The following is a 20,837-nucleotide window of genomic DNA, read 5'->3' on the forward strand; positions in this document are numbered from 1 at the left end:
ACTAGGTAAGGATTAATAATGCAAGTATTTGACGACAACTCTCTATCTATTGGCCGCACGCCTCTAGTTAAATTAAACCGCGTTACTTCTGGTAACGTTTACGCAAAGGTTGAATCTCGTAACCCTAGCTTTAGCGTTAAGTGCCGTATTGGCGCCAATATGATTTGGGATGCCGAAAAACGTGGCGTGCTTACCCAAGGTAAGGAAATTGTAGAGCCTACCAGTGGTAACACAGGTATTGCCCTTGCGTTCGTTGCCGCATCTCGTGGTTACAAACTTACGCTTACCATGCCTAGCAGCATGAGCTTGGAGCGCAGAAAGCTATTAAAAGCCCTTGGTGCAAGCTTAGTATTAACTGAAGCGCCAAAAGGCATGAAAGGTGCGGTTGCCGCAGCACAAGAAATTGTGGCATCGGATCCTGAAAAGTACGTTTTACTTCAGCAGTTCGATAACCCTGCCAACCCTGCTATTCATGAAAAGACCACGGGTCCTGAAATTTGGAATGACACCGACGGTAAAGTAGATGCATTCGTGGCAGGCGTTGGTACAGGCGGAACCATTACTGGTGTTAGCCGTTACCTCAAAAACACCCAAGGTAAAGCTATTACCTCTATTGCGGTAGAGCCTACTGATTCGCCGGTTATTACCCAAGCGATGAATGGCGAAGAACTAACACCAGGACCACACAAAATTCAAGGTATTGGTGCAGGCTTCATTCCAGGTAACTTGGACTTAAGCTTGATTGACGAAGTTGAGCAAGTAACCAACGATGAATGTATGGAAATGGCGCATCGCTTGATGACCGAAGAAGGTATTCTTGCCGGTATTTCTTCTGGTGCAGCAGTAGTGGCAGCAAAACGTTTTGCTGAGCGTCCAGAGAATAAAGACAAAATTGTGGTAGTACTGCTAGCCAGTGGTACCGAGCGTTACCTAAGTAGCCCATTATTTGCGGGCGCATTTGGCGACCAAGAAGAAACACAGTAATTAACTCTAGCAACCCGTTGGGCGGGTACGAGTAAAGTGACAAAACGAGGCTTCGGCCTCGTTTTTTGTTTTAAGATCTCCCTTTAAAGGAATACTTTTATATCATCGCTATACTTTTTTTTAGCAAAATAGAACTTAAAACCGTTCATCTCAACTATCTTTATCTCAAGGTAGTAATTTAATAGATTCGTTAAAGAAATGAGTGAATGTTATTCGAAAGATTAAGACTTATTGGCTTGCGTCTCATCGGATGAGCCACGATAATATTCGCGATCATTTTCCTTTATCTTATTTGAGGTTTTTCATTAATGCGCCCTTTTCGTTTTGGTTTGTATGCCGTTTTGCTTAGCGTGCTTTGTTTAGCAGGGTGTGAAGAAAAAGAAGAAGGAATGGGTCGCTACGGTATGCTAGCCGACAGTACGCCAGAATATTCGGCAGTGACGTTTCTAAAAAGCGTTTATGAAGATGATAATCTTGATGTTGCGATTAGCCTGTCGTCCGATCGTTTGGCTAGGATTCTGACCAATTACCACAGCAATAGAAACGTACAGCGTCATCTATTGAATTTAAAATACGACACTGTAATCATTACTCCGCAAAGCGGCAACAGTGTTGGGCGCTCTGAGTTTTCAAAAAAAGCAACGGTAACCGTATTTTTAAGTGGTATGTACGATGACGATAAAATTGAAGACTTGCGCAGCTTAGATCTTATTAAAGAAGATGGTGTGTGGAAAGTATCTCAAATTCACCCAGACCATTTTATGTAATAAAAAAGGCTGTTCGAATATATGATTCGAACAGCCTGTTGGTATTTGGCTATGGTGCTAAAATAGTACTATATGCGTAGCTTGGATTTAGTCGCTTGAGTTTAATAGCTTAAACTAACTCGCTTAACGCCCTACCGCAACGCCTTCACGTCTTGGATCCGCACCGCCAATAATCTTACCCGACTTAATTTGAATACCGTGTAAACCACTGTTTAAGTCGACAACCTTTACATTATGCCCTAACGCTTTTAACGGCGCTTCGAGTTCAGCAATAGGCGTTCCTTTTTCAAGGGCGGTGTAATCATTTCGGTTCGTGATTTTAGGTAAATTAATAGCCTGTTGGATGTCTAATCCAAAATCCAGTACGCCCACTAACGTTTGCGCCACGTAACTTACAATACGAGAGCCACCAGGAGAGCCTACTACCACTTCCAGCTCACCTTCCTTGTCGAATACCATTGTTGGGCTCATCGCGCTTCGTGGGCGCTTACCTGGCTCAACACGGTTAGGGACAGGGAAACGATTCTGGGTAGGTGAAAACGAAAAGTCGGTTAATTGGTTATTTAGCAAGAAACCACCAACCATTAAACCCGAACCAAACATAAATTCGATACTTGTGGTCATCGACACCGCATTGCCTTCTTTATCGACAATAGAGAAGTGCGATGTATTTGGCTGTTCCATGTTACTGCCAAGACTAATATTGGCATCGCCGTAAGGGTTGCCCGCACGCACACGTCGCCACTTCTTATCTGGTGCAATACCTTCAGCGCGGCGGTGTAAATACGCAGTGTTAATCATGGCTGCAAACGGTAGGTTGGTAAAATCACTATCCGCTATGTATTTTTCTCTGTCGGCGTAGGCCAGCGCGCTTGATTGAGTAAAAACGTTTGCGAATTCTACAGAATCAGGCGTGAAGGAAGAAAAATCCTGCCCTTCTAGCATTTTGAGAATTTGGTACACGTTAATACCGCCCGAACTTGGCGGTGCCATGCCACAAATCTGTTTTTCACGATACAAGCCACACACTGGTTCACGTTGAATAGGTTCGTAGGCGGCCAAGTCTTCTGTCGTCATTTGACCTGGGTTGATTGATGCAGAATTCACCGTTTTAACGATTTTTTCTGCTAATTCGCCTTTATACAGATAATCAGTACCGTTTGCGGCAAGACCTTTCAACGTTTTAGCCAGTTGCTTGTTCTTACGTATCGCGCCTTCTTTTAACGGAAGCCCTGCAGGAAAGAAATACGTAGAACTGGTTGGAAACGTTTTTAAACCTGGGTGGTAGTCAAGGGCAATAAGTTTAGCTAGTCGTGGAGATACACGAAACCCTTCGGTTGCCGTTTTAATAGTATCGTCAAACAGTGTATTCCACGGCAAGTTGCCGAATTCACTTTGTGCAGTTTCTAGCGCTTTAATCGCACCAGGCACACCTACCGATTTTCCGCCTACTACGGCATCCAGCCAACGCATAGGCTTGTTGCCTTCCATAAACCAATGGGCGTTTACGGCTGCAGGCGCGGTTTCTCTGCCATCAAAGGTGTGCAGCACTTTATTTTTGTTGTCCCAATACAATATAAACGCGCCGCCACCAATACCAGAGGACTGTGGTTCAACAAGTGATAACATTGATTGCACTGCAACGGCAGCATCAATGGCGCTTCCACCTTTCGCCAATATGTTTTTGCCTGCCCATGAAGCGTATGGGTTAGCCGCTACCACCATGTAATCTTCAGCAGCAAAGGCTTTTTTATCCACGTATCCAGTGGCCGCCTCTGGCTCCCCTACTTCTCTTACTTGTTGTGCATTAGCAGACACCAACAGGCAGCTTGAAACTGCAATGGCTAAAAACGATGAACTAAACCATGAACCACGTTTCAAAATATGACTTCCTCTTTATTTAAATTTCTCCGGATTGATCGGACGTTTTGACAAAAACGCATCAAACGCTTCACGCGCTGCCTCTGAATCCATAGCTTGACCAAACACATCGAATTCAATATCCATATAATGATGGGTAGATTCCACATCATTCTTTAACAGTGATTTGGTTTGCATCAATGCAAATGAGGGCTTTGCCACCAGCTTTTTACATACCGATGCCACTTTTTCGGTTAACACCTCGGCAGAATAGCTACCAGTAATTAACCCAAACTGACAGGCATCTTCTGTGCCAAATGGTTCGCCTAACATCAGCCACTCACTGGCTTTTACATGTCCTGCCAGTTTCGGAAGAAGATAACTTGAAGCAAATTCAGGAACAAGGCCTAAGTTGATGAATGGTAGAACAAATCGGGTGTTTGTCTCAGCGTAGATAAAATCACAATGTAAAAGCATAGTCGTGCCTATACCTACAGCCATGCCATGTACTTGAGCCACCACCGGCACTTTGCAATTTATTAGCCCGCGCATAAATGCCGCCGATTCATTAACATCATCCCCTTCTTTGCGCCCTGCAAAATCACTAATGTCGTTACCTGAAGTGAAGCAGTCCCCTTCACCACGAAACAGCACTGTCTTAATGCTATCGTCATTTTCAATACTAAATAATGCATCAGCCATGGCCTGATACATTTCTCGGGTTAAGGCGTTTTTCTTCTCTGGGCGATTGATGGTGATCGTTAAGATCCCGTTTTTCTTTTCACTTAAAATTAGAGACATCTGTCACCTCTTGATATTTTTATGATTGTTATATAGGTGGAAGCCGACGAAAAAAGCAATTTTACCGATAACGCTTTCCACCCTACTGGCAATTTTATGTATCATACCCAGCACACACGGATTACTAAAATAAATAACAATGATGATGTCACTACCGGTCTCACCTAAGTATAGCGTAGGCCCACTTATTTTAGCGCTTTGCGCTATCGTCGCTTTTTTCTTAGAACCCCTCTCTGGTGAGTGGTTAGCTTACGATCGTTTCGCCATTCAAGGGCTAGAAACCTGGCGCTTATTGTCTGGCAATATTGTACATACCAATGGGTATCACCTGTTGCTGAATTTATCAGGCCTTACCCTACTGTGGGCGCTACACGGCGAACATTACCGAATAGGTCGGTTCTTAAAAGTATTTGTATGGTGCAGCTTAGGCACAAGTGCTGGCCTTTACCTGTTTTCTGAAGATCTTATTTGGTATGCAGGGTTATCTGGTGCGCTACACGGTATTTTTGTATGGGGCGCATTAATGGATATTATGAATAAGATGCGCTCTGGCTGGATTTTACTGGGCGGAGTTGCGCTAAAAGTGGTTTATGAGCAAATATCGGGCAGTAGTGCGCAGGTGGCTGCACTGATTGACGCCAAAGTCGCCATTGATTCGCACTTATTCGGTGCGGTAAGTGGATTGATCATTTTCACGCTTATGTGGTTAACCGCTAAAAAACGATGAATATTCAGTTGCCCGTGTTTATTCCGGGTTAAAATAAAAACGCCCCTGTATAGGGGCGTTTTTTTATCTTTATAACCAGCCTTAACTAACTACAAGTTCTCTTCGAACAACTTATAGATTCGGCGGTATTCGTCTAACCAAGAACTTGGTTGTACAAAACCATGTGGCTCTACAGGGTAAATAGCCGTTTCAAAGTCTTCTTTTTCTAGCTCAATTAAGCGCTGTACTAGTCGAACCGTGTCGTGGAAAAATACATTGTCATCAACCATAGGTGCGTTAATTAACAGTGGCTTCTCTAGCCCTTCTGCAAAATAGATAGGTGAACTGCGCTCATAAGCAATAGGGTCTACATCTGGGGTGTTCAGGATATTAGACGTATACCCAATATTATAGTGCGCCCAATCGGTAACTGGGCGAAGCGCTGCACCAGCTGCAAAAAGATCCGGTGCGTTAAACATAGACATAAAGGTTAAGAAGCCGCCATAAGAGCCTCCATACGTACCTATTCTTTTGCGATCCACATTAGCGTTTTCTACTAACCAATTAACACCATCACGTAAATCTTGTACTTCAGGCGTACCCATGTTGCGGTATATGGCGGTACGCCAGTCGCGCCCGTAACCAGCCGAGGCACGGTAGTCCATATCAAGTACCACATACCCTTGTTGCACTAGCATGCTATTAAACATGTATTCTCTGAAATACAAAGACCATCCTAAATGGGCATTCTGCAAATAACCTGCACCGTGATTAAAGACTACTGCTTTAAGCGGCTTGTCTGCTTGATAATCTTTCGGTAAGTAAACGCGGGCATAAATAGGCGCATCGGTGTGACTAGATGGAATGGCCACCACGTTAGGCACTGCCCAAGGTATTGCGGTAAACGCGTCGCTTACCGTATCGGTAATTTTAGTCGCTGATTGTGTGCTATCTACTGCTTTAACATAAAGCTCAGGAGGGCGAGACACTTTACCGTGGCTTAACACTAATGTGGTGTTATCTGGGCTAAGTTCATACTCTGTTAAACCGTTAAGATTGGTTAGCGCTTCTACTTCGCCGCCTGCTGTCTTAACGCGATAAACTTCGAAAATGCCAGGGTGTTTACTGTTCGCGGTAAAGTACATCCACATGTCATCATTAGACAACGTAGGGCTATCAGTAATGAACGTACCTTGGGTTAAGGCTTTTGGGGATTGTCCTGGTACTTGCGTATAAAGGTGCGCATAGCCTGAGTGCTCAGACTGATAGTACAGGGTTTCGCTGTTATTAAACCAACCAAAGCTGTTAAAACGATAGTTTACCCATGCATCATCATGTAAGCGATGTTGGTTCACTAAACGTTGGTTATCTAGGTCTACCGTGGCAATCCAGCGGTCTTTGTTGTCCCACGCTTCCACCATTACCGCAACTTGCTCACCGTCTTTGTGCCAGCTGATAGAAGGCTTTTGCCAGTTCCAGCTAGACAGCAAGGTAATAGGTCTTGGTAAACGATTCACGTCGTAACGTTCGCCTTTAGCTTCTGCATTTTCAGCCTTCACGTCGGCTAATACATCGTCGTTATAACCAGGTAAGCTAAAGTAGTTTAGTAGTGACTTTTCACCACTTGCTAAGTCTAAAAGCCAAAGTTGATGATTAATCGGTTCAGCATCGGCTACTTTTCTACGTACAGGCTTGCTCGCGATGCGGCTGTCTTCCTGAATGTAGTGCGGCATAATGTCACTATCATCTCGGGAAGGCGTATCAGGCGTAGTCGCCACAATGGCGAAATTACCTTTCGGAGATACACTCACGCCCACCAACTTATGGGTTTTATCAAAATAAAACGCATCAGGTGCAATACTGGTGTTGTTTGCCGCTAGGGTGTTTTGTGCGTTCGCTTTGGCTTCACGGTTTTTAAGCTTTTTAGCAATATATTGAATTAATGATTGCTGCTGCTCGGCAATATAATCTTTTGGCGCTGCTACGGCTTCTGGTTCATCACTGAATGACCAACTTACCAATTCTTCTCTGCTACCGTTAGTTAGGTCTATGGCAATGGCGCTATTGCCACTTAATGCCATTAAACGTCCATCAGTCATAAAAGATAATGATGATAGAAAACTACCACCACGGGTAAGTTGCACAACTTCATTATTGGTGAATTGCACGTATACGCTGTCTTTAAATCGATAAGCAATGACACCGTCTTCACGCTCTACCCGCTCATCGTATTTATATTGGTGTAATTGAGATAATGGAGCTTTTACACTTTTATCTGCCGCATTAAGACTCGCTATATAAACATCTTTTAGCTTGCTGTTAGGTTGTTCTCTTTCGTAAACAATGTGGCTACCATCAATTGACCACCCCATATTGGTCGGCGCTCGGCCCAACCATTGTGGGTCTGCCATAATTTGTTTTAAGGTAATCTCACCGTTTTCTGAATACTGTACAGGGCCCTGCTCAATGTCGGGAGTGTAGGAAGCAATTGGCTCATTACGGATACTTTTAGGTGCCCTAGATGAAAGGGTGTCACTTTGGGCGGAGCTTCTTTTAGCGTTTAATTCAGTAGTTGAATCTGTATTGGCGCATCCGCTAAGCAGGAGCGTAATACTAGAAGCTAAAACAAGGGAAGAAAATTTCTGCATAATAACGACTTTATTTTTTAGTTATGCCCACATTATACCCAGAGAATCGAGCAATTGACTATTAGGCTGTAAATCCTAAGTGGAAATTACTCAATTCGACAAATCCCTGATATAAAAACCACTGATAAAAATCTCTGAATAAAAAGCCGCGCATAAAAAAGCCCCGCATAATATGCGGGGCAATCAAGCACACTCAACTTGGAACACACTTTAGCTCAAACGCACTCATTGCGTTTTGCTAACTGCATAGATTTAGTCAGCGACTTTTTGGGTTAGTTCAATTATTTTACCCTTCGCATTAGCGATACTTTCATTAGCACTGTCTTCACCCATACTAAGTCCTTCTGCATAAACAAATTTCACGTCAGTAATACCGATGAAATTTAAAAAGTGAGTTAAGTATGGTGTTTGTGTATCGTAATCACCGCCTTCGTAAACGCCGCCTCGACTAGCAAATACCTTCGCTTGCTTGCCTTCAAGCAAACCTACCGGCCCAGTTTCAGTATATTTAAAGGTAATACCCGCCCGTGCAATACGGTCGAAATAGGCTTTAAGTGAAGAAGGAATACCGAAGTTGTACATAGGAACTGCTAGCACAATTTCATCTGCCGCTTGAAGTTGTGCAACGAGGTCATCGGAAACCGCAGCTAAACGCTTTTGTGAAGAAGTACGCTCGCTAGCGTCTGTCATCCACGCTTGCATTTCTTCACCGGTTAGATGTGCCAACGCTAGTTCTGCTACATCAACTTTTGTAACCGATGTTTCGCTGCCCTCACGTGACTGAAGATAATAGTCAGCGAGCTCGGTTGATTTACTGTTTTCGCCATTAAGGCTTGAATACACAACAAGAATAGACGTCATTACATTTCTCCTATTAATTTAATGTGTAAATAATAAAAGACTGTAAATCGAATATATATTAGGAAAATACCCACCTATCGTTCGAATTTAATTGATGAATGACCCGTGTTATAGAATTCATTAGCGTAATATGACTAACAGGAATACGGAACGGTAAATTAGACATTGCATGGTTGGAGGGATTTAAATGGAAAGAAAGGGCAAGAAGCTGATCCTCTCACTGCTAACCCAGAATCAATCGAGTTTGCCACAACACAACTAAGAGAATTAATGCGATGAAAAGGATCTAGCTACTTCTTGCAGAATTGATAATAACACCACTTTTTGTTCGTTACTGCTCCGATGACGAACAAAAAGTGAAATTGACGTTAAATCAATGAAACAGAGAATTTATTCTGCTGCATATTTGCGGTCGAAGGCATTCGTAAAATCATTAATAAGATCGTCGGTATCTTCAATACCTACCGATATTCTTATCATGGTATCTGAAACGCCCATAGCTTCCCGCTCTTCTGCTGTATTTTCAAAGTAAATCGTTGGAGCAACAGGCAACGCCAGCGTACGGTTATCACCTAAGTGCGTAGCGCAAATTACCAACTCTAGGGCATTTAAGAATTGAACTGGGTCAATATCATCAACAAGGGTAAAGCTAAGAATAGCGCCATAGCCTCTTTTTAACTGCTCTCGCGCCATAAAGTGCTGCGGGTGACTAGCCAGCCCAGGATAAAATACCTGTTTTACTTTGGGGTGGTTATCTAAAAACATAGCGAGCTTTTGTGAATTCTCACATGCTCGAGCTAAGCGCAAGCTTAACGTTTCCATACCTAACGCAATGGCGGTTGCAGACTGAGGGGCCAGTGTGGCGCCTAAATCTCGTAACCCTTTTTTCTTAATTTGTGTTAAACCCCATTGGGCTTCATCGGCAACTTGGTAAGCACTTTTAATGTTTCCAAAGCCTTTCCAATTGAACAGGCCGGTATCAATAACAGCACCGCCCAACACATTACCATGACCAGAAATGTATTTGGTCAGTGAGCAAAATATTAACGAGGCTTTTAGTTCTTTGGCGTAAAAAAGCGGTGGCGGTGTCATGGTGTTATCAACCATAAACAAGATATTACGCTCTTCGCAGTACTGACCGATAGCACGTAGGTCGGCAACTTGGGTTACCGGGTTGGCTACCGTTTCAGTATAGACCCCTTTCGTGTTAGGTAAATAAGCTTCTTTAACGTTTTGGATATCCGTTACATCAGCAAAGGTAATCTGAACACCATAATCGGCAAGCGTATCGAAGAAGCTTCGCGTATTCCCAAACAGATATTGGCTAACGATAAGGTGATCGCCAGCTTTTAAAAGCGAAAACAAGGTACTGCTAATGGCAGACATTCCTGTTGAGAAGCATAAAGCCCCAAAGCCGCCCTCAAGGTCGTTAAGCATATTTTGCAATGCGGCAACCGACGGAGATGATGAGCGCGAATATACGTGAGCTGCACGTTTGCCCTGAAAAGCATCAATGATACCTTGGGCATCAGAAAATTCGAAAAGTACAGAATTAGAAGTGCTGGTATGCACGCCGCCATGCTCTGGAGTATTGAGCAAACGATCTGCGTGAACCTGCCGGGTTGTAAATCCCTGTTTTGACACGGGTGAACGCTCCGTTACGTTAGCTGGTTATACAGTTTTTTGGATAATGGGCGCAAACGTTAGCATAAAACGCATAAATAGTTTGCATTTGTTCTTCAATATCGTCGATTTGGTTAATAATTGGACCAAGTACAACGGTTTTCTTGGCGTAATCAAGCCCTAGCAGCTGAATGGGAATATTGGCCTCTTTAGCAATGTACATAAAACCGGTTTTCCAAGGAAATACGCCTTTTCGTGTCCCTTCTGGTGCCAAGGCCAATACTACTTCTTCGCTGTCTTGTATCTGACGTACGATATTATTCACCACCCCATGTGCTTTACTTCGCTCTATGGGTATGCCGCCAAGTTTCCTCACAATATAGCCTAAAGGGGGTGTAAAAATGGTGTGTTTGCCAAAAAAGTTAACCTTAATTCTTAACGCAAATACCACCAGTATGCCAATAAAAAAGTCCCAGTTTGAAGTGTGTGGCGCTACCGCTAATATCACTTTTCTATCGTTGATGAGTTTGCCTTCTATTCGCCATCCCCGTTTAGTTAAAATAAAACTGCCGCAGGCGCTTAGCCAATGTGGCCATTTGCGTGGTAACTTATTGCCCACTAACTGATGATGAATCGTTTTTTTCATTCTTGTTATTCTCTTACTACGTTTTAGCGGGTAAGCATAAAAAAGTTAGCGGCAATCCACCACCTTTACATGATATTGAATGCGGTTACCGTGTTCATTATTCACAACAGTCAGCGAGTAAAGTTGTATATGTGCATATTGTTTATTGCAGTAGACCAAAGTCAGGAATTCCCTTTGGTTATTGCGGCAAATAGAGATGAATTTCACGCTAGACCCACTGCTGTGTCTGGGTTTTGGAATAATCACCCACATGTGCTTGCAGGCCATGATTTACAGGCTCACGGCACTTGGATGGGGGTTACGCGTAACGGGAAAGTGGCCGCCTTAACCAATATTAGAGCTCCTGAGACGATAAAAACCGATGCTATTTCTCGCGGCGGCTTAGTGGCAGATTGGCTTATTGATGAAGCAATGAAACAGCCCACCTACCTTAACGTTTTACGTGCAAACCGGCACCAGTATAATGGCTATAATTTGGTTTATGGTGATGTAAAATCACTCGCGGTGTACAACAACTTCGAAGACACCCACGCTACGTTAACCCAAGGAGTTTACGGTTTATCCAACGCTAACTTAACGACACCTTGGCCGAAAGTCACCAAAGGAATAGCGTCGTTAACCGATTACGTGAGCCAAAATAATCAGCTTGATACTGAGGCACTTTTCGCCATTTTAAAAGACGAAGACAAAGCATCTGATCATACGCTGCCTAACACAGGCATTGGGTATGAATGGGAAAAACGTTTGTCGTCTATTTTTATCCAATCACCAGAATATGGTACTCGTACTTCTACTCTGCTTCTTGTAAATAGCCACCAACAAATACATTGGTATGAACGTACTTTTAATACGCGCGGTGATGTAGTGGGCAACCAACATTTTATTATCGGTTAAGTCGTGTTCTGCCTAGCACTACACACATAGGCGCCAGTGACGCGCATCTGAAGAGTATTAACTGACACGTAATTTTGTGATGTGTATTTCGTTTTACACCACAAATACCAATTTAATGACATATTTTCTACTATAAAGGGTCGTTTTTTCTACCATCGGTGGCATAATGCGTGCCTGCTATTTTTTGCATTGCAACGAGGAAATATCGTGTTTGAAGTATTACCCCATCTCGCCCCAGACCCAATACTTGGTTTGTCAGCTGCTTATCGTGAAGATTTAAATTCTCATAAAATCGACTTAGGTGTCGGTGTTTATAAAGATGAGCAAGGTAATACCCCTATTCTTACTAGCGTAGCGAAAGCGCAACAACTGTTGTTAGAACGTGAAACCAGCAAAACCTATATTACGCCGCAAGGTAATCAGGGTTACATCGACAACATGCTTACTTTGCTTTTAGGCAAGAGCAGCCCTGTATTACTTGCTGACCGTGTTGCCGCGGTTCAAGCGCCAGGTGGTTGTGGTGCACTTCGCATTCTTTCAGAATTACTGGTTCGTTGTAACGAGAACGCTAAAGTATGGGTAAGCGACCCAACATGGGCCAACCACATTCCATTAATTGGCTCGGCTGGTCTTAAAATTGAAACCTACCCGTACTTCGATAAAGCGTCTGCTAGCATTCGCTTCGATGCCATGATGGATACCCTTCGCGGTGCAGCGAAAGGCGATATCGTGTTACTTCACGGTTGCTGCCACAACCCAACGGGTGCAGATTTAACGAATGCACAGTGGGACGAAGTACTAGCGGTTGCTAAAGAGCGTGAGTTCCTACCTTTCATTGATGTGGCTTACTTAGGTTTCGGTGAAGGCTTAGATGAAGATGCGTATGGCCTTCGTCTATTGGTTGAAAACCTACCAGAAGTGATTGTTGCGGCATCTTGCTCTAAAAACTTCGGTTTATACCGTGAGCGTGTTGGTCTTGCTGCCATCATTACTGCTGATACCAGCACACGCAAAATTGCTCAAGGCCAAATTCAATCTATTGCTCGTGGTATTTACTCTATGCCACCTAGCTACGGCGGTGCGTTGGTTGATATTATCTTGTCTGACGAAGCGCTTAATCAAGAATGGGTAAATGAAGTAGATGAAATGCGTAACCGTATGAAGTCTCTACGTGCCATGCTGGTTAAGAATCTTCACGACAATGGTTCGCCAAAAGACTTCAGCTTCGTTAACGATCAGAAAGGCATGTTCTCGTTCTTGTGTATTACACCAGAGCAAGTACGTGAAGTGCGCGAAAAGCATAGTGTTTATTTCGTTGACTCTAGCCGCGTGAACATTGCGGGTATTAACTCAGAGAACGTTGAAACATTAGCGAAAGCCTTAGTCTCAGTATTGTAAGAACTCGGTATTATAAGACTCAGTACGGTAAGCTTTACCTCATAAATACAAAAGGGCTGCGTGAAAACGCAGCCCTTTTTTGATTCGGTGTAGTTATTAGGTGCACTTATTAGGTGTAGTTATTAGGTGTACTTATTAACGCTATGACTAACTCATCGTTAGCGCGTGCCTGCGGTAATCATCCTATCTAACGCATTGGCGAAATTCTGTTTGTCTCGCTGAGAGAATGCTTTAGGCCCGCCCGTGTGTTCACCACTTGAGCGCATAGTATCCATAAAATCTCGCATAGTGAGCGCGGCGCGGATGGACGACTTGTCGTACTCATCGCCTCGTGTATTCATAGCTTTGGCGTTCTTAGCCAAAATATCGGCCGCCAAAGGAATATCTCCGGTTATCACTAAATCACCGGCTTCTATCTTTTCAACAATGTAATCATCTGCTGCATCAAAACCAGAGGGCACGATAGTAAGGGTAATGTGTTTATCTGGTGGAACAGACATAGAATGATTGGCAACTAAAGACAAAGGCAGACCGGTACGTCGGGCTGCCTTAAAAAGAATGTCTTTAATCACACTGGGACACGCATCTGCGTCAACCCATATATGCATGGTAAAATCTCGTTAGCGTTTTTACGCTAGCATACCACCATCAACCACCACTGTCGTGCCTGTGGTGTAGCTAGATGCGTCAGATACTAAGTACAATACCGTACCTGCCATTTCATCCGGATCGGCAACACGGCCTAGTGGGATCACTTTAAGCGCGTGCTTTAAAATTTGATCGTTTGAAGTAAGTGCTGAAGCAAACTTGGTATCGGTCAAACCTGGTAATAGCGCGTTAACACGTATATTTAAGCTACCGCACTCTTTTGCGAATGATTTCGTCATGCTGATAACCGCGGCTTTCGTAATAGAGTAAATACCCTGCATGTCACCCGGTGTTACACCATTAACTGACGCTGTATTAAGGATGACACCGCCGCCCTGCTCTTTCATCATTTTGCCCGCTTCAATAGACATAAAGAAGTAACCACGAATGTTCACATCTACTGTCTTGTCGTAAGCACCTAAATCGGTATCTAGGATATGGCCAAAGTACGGATTAGCTGCGGCATTGTTCACTAAAATATCTAGCTTACCGAAGTCGCTTTTAATCGCAGCAAATGCGTTCGTAATTTGCTCCATATCGCCAACATGACATGCAAGTGCTGTTGCTTTACCACCTGCATCGCGAATTGACGAGGCAACCGCTTCACAGCCATCAATTTTACGGCTAGAAACGATAACGTGTGCGCCATATTGTGCCAACAAACGGGCGATCGATTCGCCAATACCGCGGCTAGCACCTGTTACTAACGCTACCTTGCCAGTTAAATCGAATAAGTTTTTCATAATAGTTTTCCCTTTGTAAATCTGTCGCGCTCTTATCTAACGCAAGAACTTTTATCAAACGCATGAAATTGAGTGTTTAAGCCAACATGCCGCCATCAAGTACTACCGATTGCCCTGTCATGAATGAAGATTCGTCACTGCACAACCATGCTATCGCATTCGCTATTTCTTCAGGTTTACCTAAACGCTTCATTGGGTTTGCACCTACCATGGCTTTTTGTCCGCGCTCGTCTAATTTAGACAGCACGCCCTGCACCATCGGCGTATCAACAAAGCTTGGGCACACCGCATTAATGCGAATATTCGCACGGGCATATTCCACCGCTGCCGATTTAGTTAGGCCAATAACACCGTGTTTAGATGCACTGTAAGCACTGATCATAGGCGCCGAGCGTAAGCCCGCCACTGACGCTATATTGATAATATGACCACCACCATTGACCGTCATATGTTTAAGCGCATTTTTCATGCAATACCACACGCCCGCTAGATTCACCTGAATGTTCTTCATGAACATGGCATCGTCTACTTCAGTAAGGGGTGCTGGAAAATGGTCTATACCCGCGTTATTAATGATTACGTCGAGTTTAGCTTGCTGTGAAAACGCCGCTTCAAACATGGCATTCACTTCATCGGGCTCAGTAACATCCACTTTTACTGCATAGGCATTACCGCCCGCTTCTTTGAGCTCATGCACTAAAGCTTCAGCAGCTTCTATATTCAAATCGGCAACACCGACCAATGCCCCGCGCTCACATAAGGTCTTGGCCGAAGCCGCGCCAATACCTGAACCGCCACCGGTGATAAGGATATGTTTCCCTTCTACGTTTGATGCCACCATTGTTATTGCCCTACCTTAATGTTTACTGCTATTTGCCGTTGTTGATTTGTCATTTTTATGTCCTTTAAGCCGGTATTAGAAATAACTGGCTTTCACATTTTCACAAGTTGGTTCTTGTGACGTAATGACTTCTATATCGCGTTTTACTAGCGGTAATTCCCAATTAAGGAAGTATTCAGCTGCTGCCATTTTTCCTTCATAGAAATCGCCGTCTTGGCCACTTGCGCCGTTAAGCAATGCTTGCTCGGCAACATTTGCTTGGCGTAACCATATCCAACTCACTACGCAGGCCGAAAATACATTCAAAAAGCAGCTTGCGTTGGTAAGTAACACGGCTTGTTTGTCTGAACGTAAGTCACCAGCCGCTTGCTGAATAAGTCCGCCAAGTTGATCAAGATAAGGTTTAAGTTTCGCCGCTAACACTTGAGCCCGCGGTGTTGTAGCCGCTTTCATGTCGCCAGATACACGTGCGAGTAACACTTGAAGCCCTTTTCCTTCGCTTTGCCATAATTTACGACCGAGTAAATCTAGCGCTTGAATACCGTTTGTACCTTCATGAATAGGGTTCAAACGGTTATCACGCCAGCACTGCTCTACGGGGTATTCACGGGTATAACCAGCGCCACCTAGAATTTGGATGGCTAAGTCGTTAGCTTTAGGGCCAAATTCAGAAGGCCACGCTTTAAATACTGGGGTAAGTAGCTCGAGCAATTGGGAAATTTCGGTACGTTTCGCGGTGTCTTCTTCCGTTTCTAACGCATCAATTAAGGTACTACCGTATAAACAAAGTGCCATGCCGCCTTCACAATACGACTTCTGCGCTAACAACATGCGACGCACGTCACCATGGTTAATAATTGGCGTAGCCTCATCTTCTGGGGCTAATTTTGGCGCTGCACGGCCTTGAGTTCTGTCTTTTGCATACTCAAGAGAATAGCGATAGCCGCGATAACCAATCATAGCAGCACCGTAACCTACACCAATACGCGCCTCGTTCATCATCATAAACATATAACGCAAGCCTTGGTGCGGCTCACCCACTAGGTAACCATGACAATCACCGTTCTCACCAAACGTAAGCGCGGTAGAAGTCGTCCCGCGATAACCCATCTTGTGTATTAGCCCAGCTAGCGTAACGTCGTTACGGGGGCCTGGGTTGCCGTCTTCATCTAAACGGTACTTAGGGACAACAAATAACGAAATACCTTTTACGCCCGCAGGACCGCCTGGAATTTTCGCTAAGACCAAATGAACAATGTTGTCCGATAATTCGTGTTCGCCAGCAGAGATATAAAGCTTGCTGCCCTTCACGCGATACGTACCATCTTCGTTAAGGGTCGCCGACGTGCGAATATCTGCTAGTCCAGAGCCGGCATGAGGCTCAGTTAATGCCATAGTGCCGGTAAAATCACCTGTGAGCATTTTAGGCAAAAAGGCTTGCTTGGTTTCTTCGTTGGCAAAATGCTTAACCACATTTGCGGCGGCAGCAGTAAGAAAAGGATACGCAGTAGTGGAAGGGTTGGCGGCTAAGAAGTAACCAGCACATGCATTCATAATGGTAACGGGTAACTGCATTCCGCCATCTTCGTAATCGAAGTGACCCGCAATAAAGCCCGACTCACGATAAGTATCAAAGGCTTTTTTAACCTCACCTATCATGGTGACCTTTTTGCCATCGAAAGTAGGCTCATCTTTATCGGCGATAGCGTTATGAGGTAGAAACAGCTCTTCAGCCATTTTTTCTGCCATATCAATAACGGCATTAAACGTTTCAACGTTATGTTCCTCAAAACGGGCCTTTTCACACAAAGACTGGGTATTTAATACTTCGTAAAGTTGGAATTGCATTTCCCGACGGGGAATAAGTTGGTCAGCCATAATAAAGTCCATGAGCAAATTGTTAATGCATTGTGTCATATTCGTTATCATGCCATTATTGTCATTTATGACACAATCATGGCCATTTACGCCAACAATCACTGTTAGTTATCGTATCTAATAAACTGTATTATTTTTATGAATAAACCACCTTTCGTCGTTACCGTATTAGGGTTTGATCAAGCACTGGCTTCTGCCATCACTGGCGCACTCGATGTATTCGCGTTCGCTGGCATCAGTTGGCAGCGCATTCATAACCAGCCCACCACCCCTAAATTCAAAGTTCAGCTAGCGAGTTTCCATGGCAAACCTTTTCACTGTACTAACCAGTTACTACTCACCCCTAACATTGCCATTGAGGATGTCACCGAAACCCACATCTTGCTGATCCCCACTATTGGCGGCGATATCGATACGGTTTTACAAGAAAACGCGAATCAACTTGTGCATATTAAGCGACTGCAAAAGCAAGGGGCAGATATTGCGGGTAACTGCACAGGGACTTTCTTATTAGCAGAGTCAGGATTACTCGATAACAAAGTTGCCACTACCCATTGGGGGTACGCAGATAAGTTTCGCTCTCGATACCCTGCTGTTAATTTGCAATCTGAAAAGATGGTAACTGAACAAGATGCTATTTTTTGTGCAGGTGGCGGTATGGCGTGGATAGATTTGGCCATTTTGCTCATAGAACGCTATTGCGGTCATCAAGTGGCGAGCGATACTGCTAAGTCACATGTGCTCGACTTTTCTCGGCCTAACCAAACGGTGTATGCAAGCAGTCGGCAACACAAATTCCATCAAGATAAAGATGTTTTGGCGGTGCAAAATTACTTGGAAGATCATTTTACAAAACGGCTCACGCTGAAACATGTGGCTCATGAACACAATATGACTGAACGCACATTAATAAGGCGTTTCAAGCAAGCCTGTGCAATAACGCCTATCCAATATCTACAAGGTTTACGATTAGAACAAGCAAGAAAAATTTTAGAAACGTCTATGTCTCCTCTTGAATCAATTGTTAATAGTGTGGGCTATGAAGACCTCAGTTCTTTCACCCGGCTTTTCAAAAAGAATACCGGTTTATCGCCTTCACAGTACCGCGCCAAGTTCATAAGAAAATAATTATTTACAACAAAGATAAGTTTTTGTTACTTAGTTTGTGTAAAATGCCACGCCGCGTACAGACCGCTTTTTCTGTACCAAAAAACACTACAAAAGTATAATCTAAAACTCTTGGTGGACACATGAGAACACATAAACTTGCCTCACTGGCGCTTGCAGTTAGTGCAGCGTTCAGTACTTCTATCGTTGCTCAAGAAGCAGAAACAATACAAAAGAAAGAAACTGCGCTTGAACAAATTACCGTAACGGCTCAAAAACGTACCCAGTCAATACAGGAAGTGCCTATTTCTGTAGCGACCCTAAGTGGCGAAAAGTTTGAAAGCTTGTTTTCAGGTGGTGAAGATATCCTTGCATTGGCTGTTCGCGTGCCTGGTCTTTACGCTGAATCGTCAAACGGTCGCGTAGCACCACGTTTTTATATTCGTGGCCTAGGTAACACTGACTTTGACTTGGCTGCCTCGCAGCCTGTTTCTATTATCATGGATGAAGTGGTAATGGAAAATGTGGTACTGAAAAGCTTCCCACTTTTTGATGTTCAACAAGTTGAAGTATTACGTGGCCCACAAGGAACCTTGTTTGGCCGTAACACGACAGCCGGTATCATTAAGTTCGATACAGTAAAACCTACGCAAGATTTAGAAGGTTACGCTAAGGCCGGTTTTGGTTCTTATGGCACCATGAACTTCGAAGGTGCTATTAGTGGCGGTTTAACTGATGAGCTATCAGCCCGTTTATCATTGTTATCGCAAGAGCGTGATGATTACATCGACAATGCTTTTACCGGCGAAAACGATGCGATTGGTGGCTTTGATGAAAAAGCATACCGTTTACAGCTTCTTTGGGAGCCGTCAGACGATTTCTCAGCTCTATTAAATGTTCACGGCAGAGAATTAGATGGCACAGCTTCAATTTTCCGCGCTAACGTTTTCGATGTTGGCAGCAATAACCTAAATGCAAATTACGACCGAGATACCATTTATTATGATGGTGATATCGACGGCAACGGTGCTGACAATAACCCTCAAGAATATGACGGTTTCGGCGCATCACTAAAACTTGAATACGATATGGATGATGTGACATTCACGTCAATCTCAGCAATGGAGACTGCTGAAGGTTCGAGCCTTGGTGACATTGATGGTGGTTTCAACAACGCTGATGGCACATCTGGCCCAGGCTTCATTCCATTTTCTGCTGTTACTCAAGATAATCTAGACGACCTTGAGCAATATACACAGGAATTCCGTTTATCAAGCAACACCACAGACGCGATGAACTGGCAATTAGGCGCATTCTATTATGATGCGTCTTTCAACGTGACTAGTGTTGATGGTTTCTTTGGAGCAACTACCGTTTACCATGAAAACAGAACATGGGCGGTATTTGGTCAAACTTCTTACCAAGTTAATGAGAAGCTAAATATTACCGGTGGTCTTCGTTATACCCATGACGAGAAATCATTGATTGTTGGCGATCAAAACGTAGATGGCTTCGCTGTTGTTATTGGTGCAGCTAGCCTACAAGATTATGATCCAATCAACGTTGATGATGGGCAAACCAGTTTCGAACTTAGCGCTAACTACCGTATCACAGACGATATGTCTGCTTACGCTCGCTACTCAAATGGTTTCCGTGCTCAAACTATTCAAGGTCGCGATGTAGCGTTTGAAAGCTCACCATCTGTGGCTGACGCTGAAACTATTAACTCTTATGAGGTTGGTTTTAAATCTGATTTGCTAGATGGAACACTTCGCCTGAACGGTGCAGCGTTCTACTACACGGTTGATGATATGCAACTGTCAGCCATTGGTGGTGGTAACAACTTTACCGCACTCGTCAATGCAGATGAAGGCGAAGCCTACGGTTTTGAAATTGACTCTCAATGGTTAGCTACTGATGAACTAACCTTTACTGCTGGCTATAGCTATAACCATACCGAAATTAAAGATGACACATTGACGGTTGGCGGTTGTGGTTCTTGTACCATTACTGATCCAGTAGCAGATGATGGTAACTACATTGTGAACGGTAACCCGTTCCCACAAGCGCCAGAGTCAATCTTTAACTTTACCGCACGCTACACTGTGCCTATGGGCGACAACGGTGAATTCTTCGTATTTACCGATTGGGCATTCCAAGGTGAAACTAACATCTTCTTATATGAGTCTGTAGAGTTCCAAACAGACGACAACTTTGAAGGAGGCTTGCGCATAGGTTACGAAAACTTTGAGCATAACTACACAGTAGCCTTGTTTGGTCGTAACATTACCGATGAAGATAACGTTAAAGGGGCTATCGACTTTAACAACCTTACCGGTATTGTGAACGAGCCACGTATTCTTGGTGTTGAAGTGAAGTACTCTTTCTACTAAGCACTACCTTGATTTAGGTTGAAAGTGCAGATCTAGCCT

General features: G+C 43.9%; 17 protein-coding genes. 7 read left to right on the forward strand and 10 right to left on the reverse strand.

The genetic code is table 11. The annotated features are described in order from the left end of the window. Nucleotides 1-18: 18 nt before the first annotated feature. The gene (gene cysK / locus AVL57_RS05905; protein WP_013784262.1) at nt 19-984 is read left to right on the forward strand and encodes a cysteine synthase A; all 966 of its coding nucleotides are present in this window, start codon (nt 19-21) and stop codon (nt 982-984) included. Nucleotides 985-1,292: 308 nt separating this feature from the next. After that, on the forward strand, nt 1,293-1,751 hold the full coding sequence (locus AVL57_RS05910) for a nuclear transport factor 2 family protein (protein ID WP_057792082.1): 459 nt from the start codon (nt 1,293-1,295) through the stop codon (nt 1,749-1,751). Between the two features lie 123 nt (nt 1,752-1,874). Here AVL57_RS05910 and ggt read toward each other — a convergent pair whose 3' ends face one another. Next, on the reverse strand, nt 1,875-3,632 hold the full coding sequence (ggt, locus tag AVL57_RS05915; protein WP_057792084.1) for a gamma-glutamyltransferase: 1,758 nt from the start codon (nt 3,630-3,632) through the stop codon (nt 1,875-1,877). A 15-nt stretch (nt 3,633-3,647) separates the two neighbouring features. Continuing rightward, nucleotides 3,648-4,412, reverse strand: coding sequence for an enoyl-CoA hydratase (locus AVL57_RS05920; RefSeq protein ID WP_057792086.1), 765 nt, complete (start codon nt 4,410-4,412; stop codon nt 3,648-3,650). Nucleotides 4,413-4,554: 142 nt separating this feature from the next. On the opposite strand from AVL57_RS05920, the gene rrtA reads away from it, so the two are divergent. Then, nucleotides 4,555-5,139: a rhombosortase gene (gene rrtA / locus AVL57_RS05925; protein ID WP_057796166.1), complete on the forward strand. Its 585-nt coding sequence runs from the start codon at nt 4,555-4,557 to the stop codon at nt 5,137-5,139. Between the two features lie 89 nt (nt 5,140-5,228). Here rrtA and AVL57_RS05930 read toward each other — a convergent pair whose 3' ends face one another. From AVL57_RS05930 to AVL57_RS05945, 4 genes are all read right to left on the reverse strand, one after another. Further along, nucleotides 5,229-7,766: a S9 family peptidase gene (locus tag AVL57_RS05930; RefSeq protein WP_057792088.1), complete on the reverse strand. Its 2,538-nt coding sequence runs from the start codon at nt 7,764-7,766 to the stop codon at nt 5,229-5,231. Between the two features lie 252 nt (nt 7,767-8,018). Beyond that, nucleotides 8,019-8,627, reverse strand: a complete 609-nt coding sequence (locus tag AVL57_RS05935; RefSeq protein WP_013784273.1) for an FMN-dependent NADH-azoreductase — start codon at nt 8,625-8,627, stop codon at nt 8,019-8,021. A gap of 390 nt (nt 8,628-9,017) precedes the next feature. After that, nucleotides 9,018-10,271: a cystathionine gamma-synthase family protein gene (locus tag AVL57_RS05940; RefSeq protein ID WP_057792090.1), complete on the reverse strand. Its 1,254-nt coding sequence runs from the start codon at nt 10,269-10,271 to the stop codon at nt 9,018-9,020. A gap of 19 nt (nt 10,272-10,290) precedes the next feature. Beyond that, the gene (locus AVL57_RS05945; protein ID WP_057792092.1) at nt 10,291-10,896 is read right to left on the reverse strand and encodes a 1-acyl-sn-glycerol-3-phosphate acyltransferase; all 606 of its coding nucleotides are present in this window, start codon (nt 10,894-10,896) and stop codon (nt 10,291-10,293) included. Between the two features lie 129 nt (nt 10,897-11,025). Between AVL57_RS05945 and AVL57_RS05950 the strand changes: the two genes are divergently transcribed. Both AVL57_RS05950 and AVL57_RS05955 read left to right on the forward strand, forming a co-directional pair. Next, a complete protein-coding gene (locus tag AVL57_RS05950) occupies nt 11,026-11,790 on the forward strand; it encodes an NRDE family protein (protein ID WP_057796169.1) in 765 nt (254 codons plus the stop codon). A gap of 207 nt (nt 11,791-11,997) precedes the next feature. Continuing rightward, nucleotides 11,998-13,188, forward strand: coding sequence for an amino acid aminotransferase (locus AVL57_RS05955; protein ID WP_057792094.1), 1,191 nt, complete (start codon nt 11,998-12,000; stop codon nt 13,186-13,188). A gap of 158 nt (nt 13,189-13,346) precedes the next feature. Here the strand turns inward: AVL57_RS05955 and AVL57_RS05960 are convergent, their stop codons facing one another. From AVL57_RS05960 to AVL57_RS05975, 4 genes are all read right to left on the reverse strand, one after another. Continuing rightward, entirely contained in the window at nt 13,347-13,796 is a 450-nt protein-coding gene (locus AVL57_RS05960; RefSeq protein WP_013784278.1) for a YaiI/YqxD family protein, read from the reverse strand. A gap of 21 nt (nt 13,797-13,817) precedes the next feature. Beyond that, nucleotides 13,818-14,579, reverse strand: coding sequence for an SDR family oxidoreductase (locus AVL57_RS05965; RefSeq protein ID WP_057792096.1), 762 nt, complete (start codon nt 14,577-14,579; stop codon nt 13,818-13,820). 76 nt (nt 14,580-14,655) lie between these two features. Continuing rightward, nucleotides 14,656-15,420, reverse strand: coding sequence for an SDR family NAD(P)-dependent oxidoreductase (locus AVL57_RS05970; protein ID WP_057792099.1), 765 nt, complete (start codon nt 15,418-15,420; stop codon nt 14,656-14,658). Nucleotides 15,421-15,495: 75 nt separating this feature from the next. Further along, a complete protein-coding gene (locus tag AVL57_RS05975; RefSeq protein ID WP_057796171.1) occupies nt 15,496-17,298 on the reverse strand; it encodes an acyl-CoA dehydrogenase in 1,803 nt (600 codons plus the stop codon). Nucleotides 17,299-17,436: 138 nt separating this feature from the next. Here AVL57_RS05975 and AVL57_RS05980 point away from each other — a divergent pair, with 138 nt between their 5' ends. Both AVL57_RS05980 and AVL57_RS05985 read left to right on the forward strand, forming a co-directional pair. Continuing rightward, nucleotides 17,437-18,426 carry a GlxA family transcriptional regulator gene (locus tag AVL57_RS05980; protein WP_057792101.1) on the forward strand — a complete coding sequence of 330 codons (990 nt, stop codon included), beginning with the start codon at nt 17,437-17,439 and terminating at the stop codon, nt 18,424-18,426. Nucleotides 18,427-18,548: 122 nt separating this feature from the next. Next, on the forward strand, nt 18,549-20,798 hold the full coding sequence (locus tag AVL57_RS05985) for a TonB-dependent receptor (protein WP_057792102.1): 2,250 nt from the start codon (nt 18,549-18,551) through the stop codon (nt 20,796-20,798). Nucleotides 20,799-20,837 lie beyond the last annotated feature (39 nt).

This window comes from Alteromonas stellipolaris, from assembly GCF_001562115.1.
In the GTDB taxonomy this organism is placed as follows: domain Bacteria; phylum Pseudomonadota; class Gammaproteobacteria; order Enterobacterales; family Alteromonadaceae; genus Alteromonas; species Alteromonas stellipolaris.

What these genes read in the sequence shown, in the direction of transcription:
- AVL57_RS05930 (WP_057792088.1), bottom strand. Translation starts at nt 7,766, where the DNA reads ATGCAGAAATTTTCTTCCCTTGTTTTAGCTTCTAGTATTACGCTCCTG.
- AVL57_RS05935 (WP_013784273.1), bottom strand. Translation starts at nt 8,627, where the DNA reads ATGACGTCTATTCTTGTTGTGTATTCAAGCCTTAATGGCGAAAACAGT.
- AVL57_RS05965 (WP_057792096.1), bottom strand. Translation starts at nt 14,579, where the DNA reads ATGAAAAACTTATTCGATTTAACTGGCAAGGTAGCGTTAGTAACAGGT.
- rrtA (WP_057796166.1), top strand. Translation starts at nt 4,555, where the DNA reads ATGATGTCACTACCGGTCTCACCTAAGTATAGCGTAGGCCCACTTATT.
- AVL57_RS05910 (WP_057792082.1), top strand. Translation starts at nt 1,293, where the DNA reads ATGCGCCCTTTTCGTTTTGGTTTGTATGCCGTTTTGCTTAGCGTGCTT.
- cysK (WP_013784262.1), top strand. Translation starts at nt 19, where the DNA reads ATGCAAGTATTTGACGACAACTCTCTATCTATTGGCCGCACGCCTCTA.
- AVL57_RS05980 (WP_057792101.1), top strand. Translation starts at nt 17,437, where the DNA reads ATGAATAAACCACCTTTCGTCGTTACCGTATTAGGGTTTGATCAAGCA.
- AVL57_RS05920 (WP_057792086.1), bottom strand. Translation starts at nt 4,412, where the DNA reads ATGTCTCTAATTTTAAGTGAAAAGAAAAACGGGATCTTAACGATCACC.
- AVL57_RS05985 (WP_057792102.1), top strand. Translation starts at nt 18,549, where the DNA reads ATGAGAACACATAAACTTGCCTCACTGGCGCTTGCAGTTAGTGCAGCG.
- AVL57_RS05950 (WP_057796169.1), top strand. Translation starts at nt 11,026, where the DNA reads ATGTGCATATTGTTTATTGCAGTAGACCAAAGTCAGGAATTCCCTTTG.
- AVL57_RS05975 (WP_057796171.1), bottom strand. Translation starts at nt 17,298, where the DNA reads ATGGCTGACCAACTTATTCCCCGTCGGGAAATGCAATTCCAACTTTAC.
- AVL57_RS05970 (WP_057792099.1), bottom strand. Translation starts at nt 15,420, where the DNA reads ATGGTGGCATCAAACGTAGAAGGGAAACATATCCTTATCACCGGTGGC.
- AVL57_RS05960 (WP_013784278.1), bottom strand. Translation starts at nt 13,796, where the DNA reads ATGCATATATGGGTTGACGCAGATGCGTGTCCCAGTGTGATTAAAGAC.
- AVL57_RS05945 (WP_057792092.1), bottom strand. Translation starts at nt 10,896, where the DNA reads ATGAAAAAAACGATTCATCATCAGTTAGTGGGCAATAAGTTACCACGC.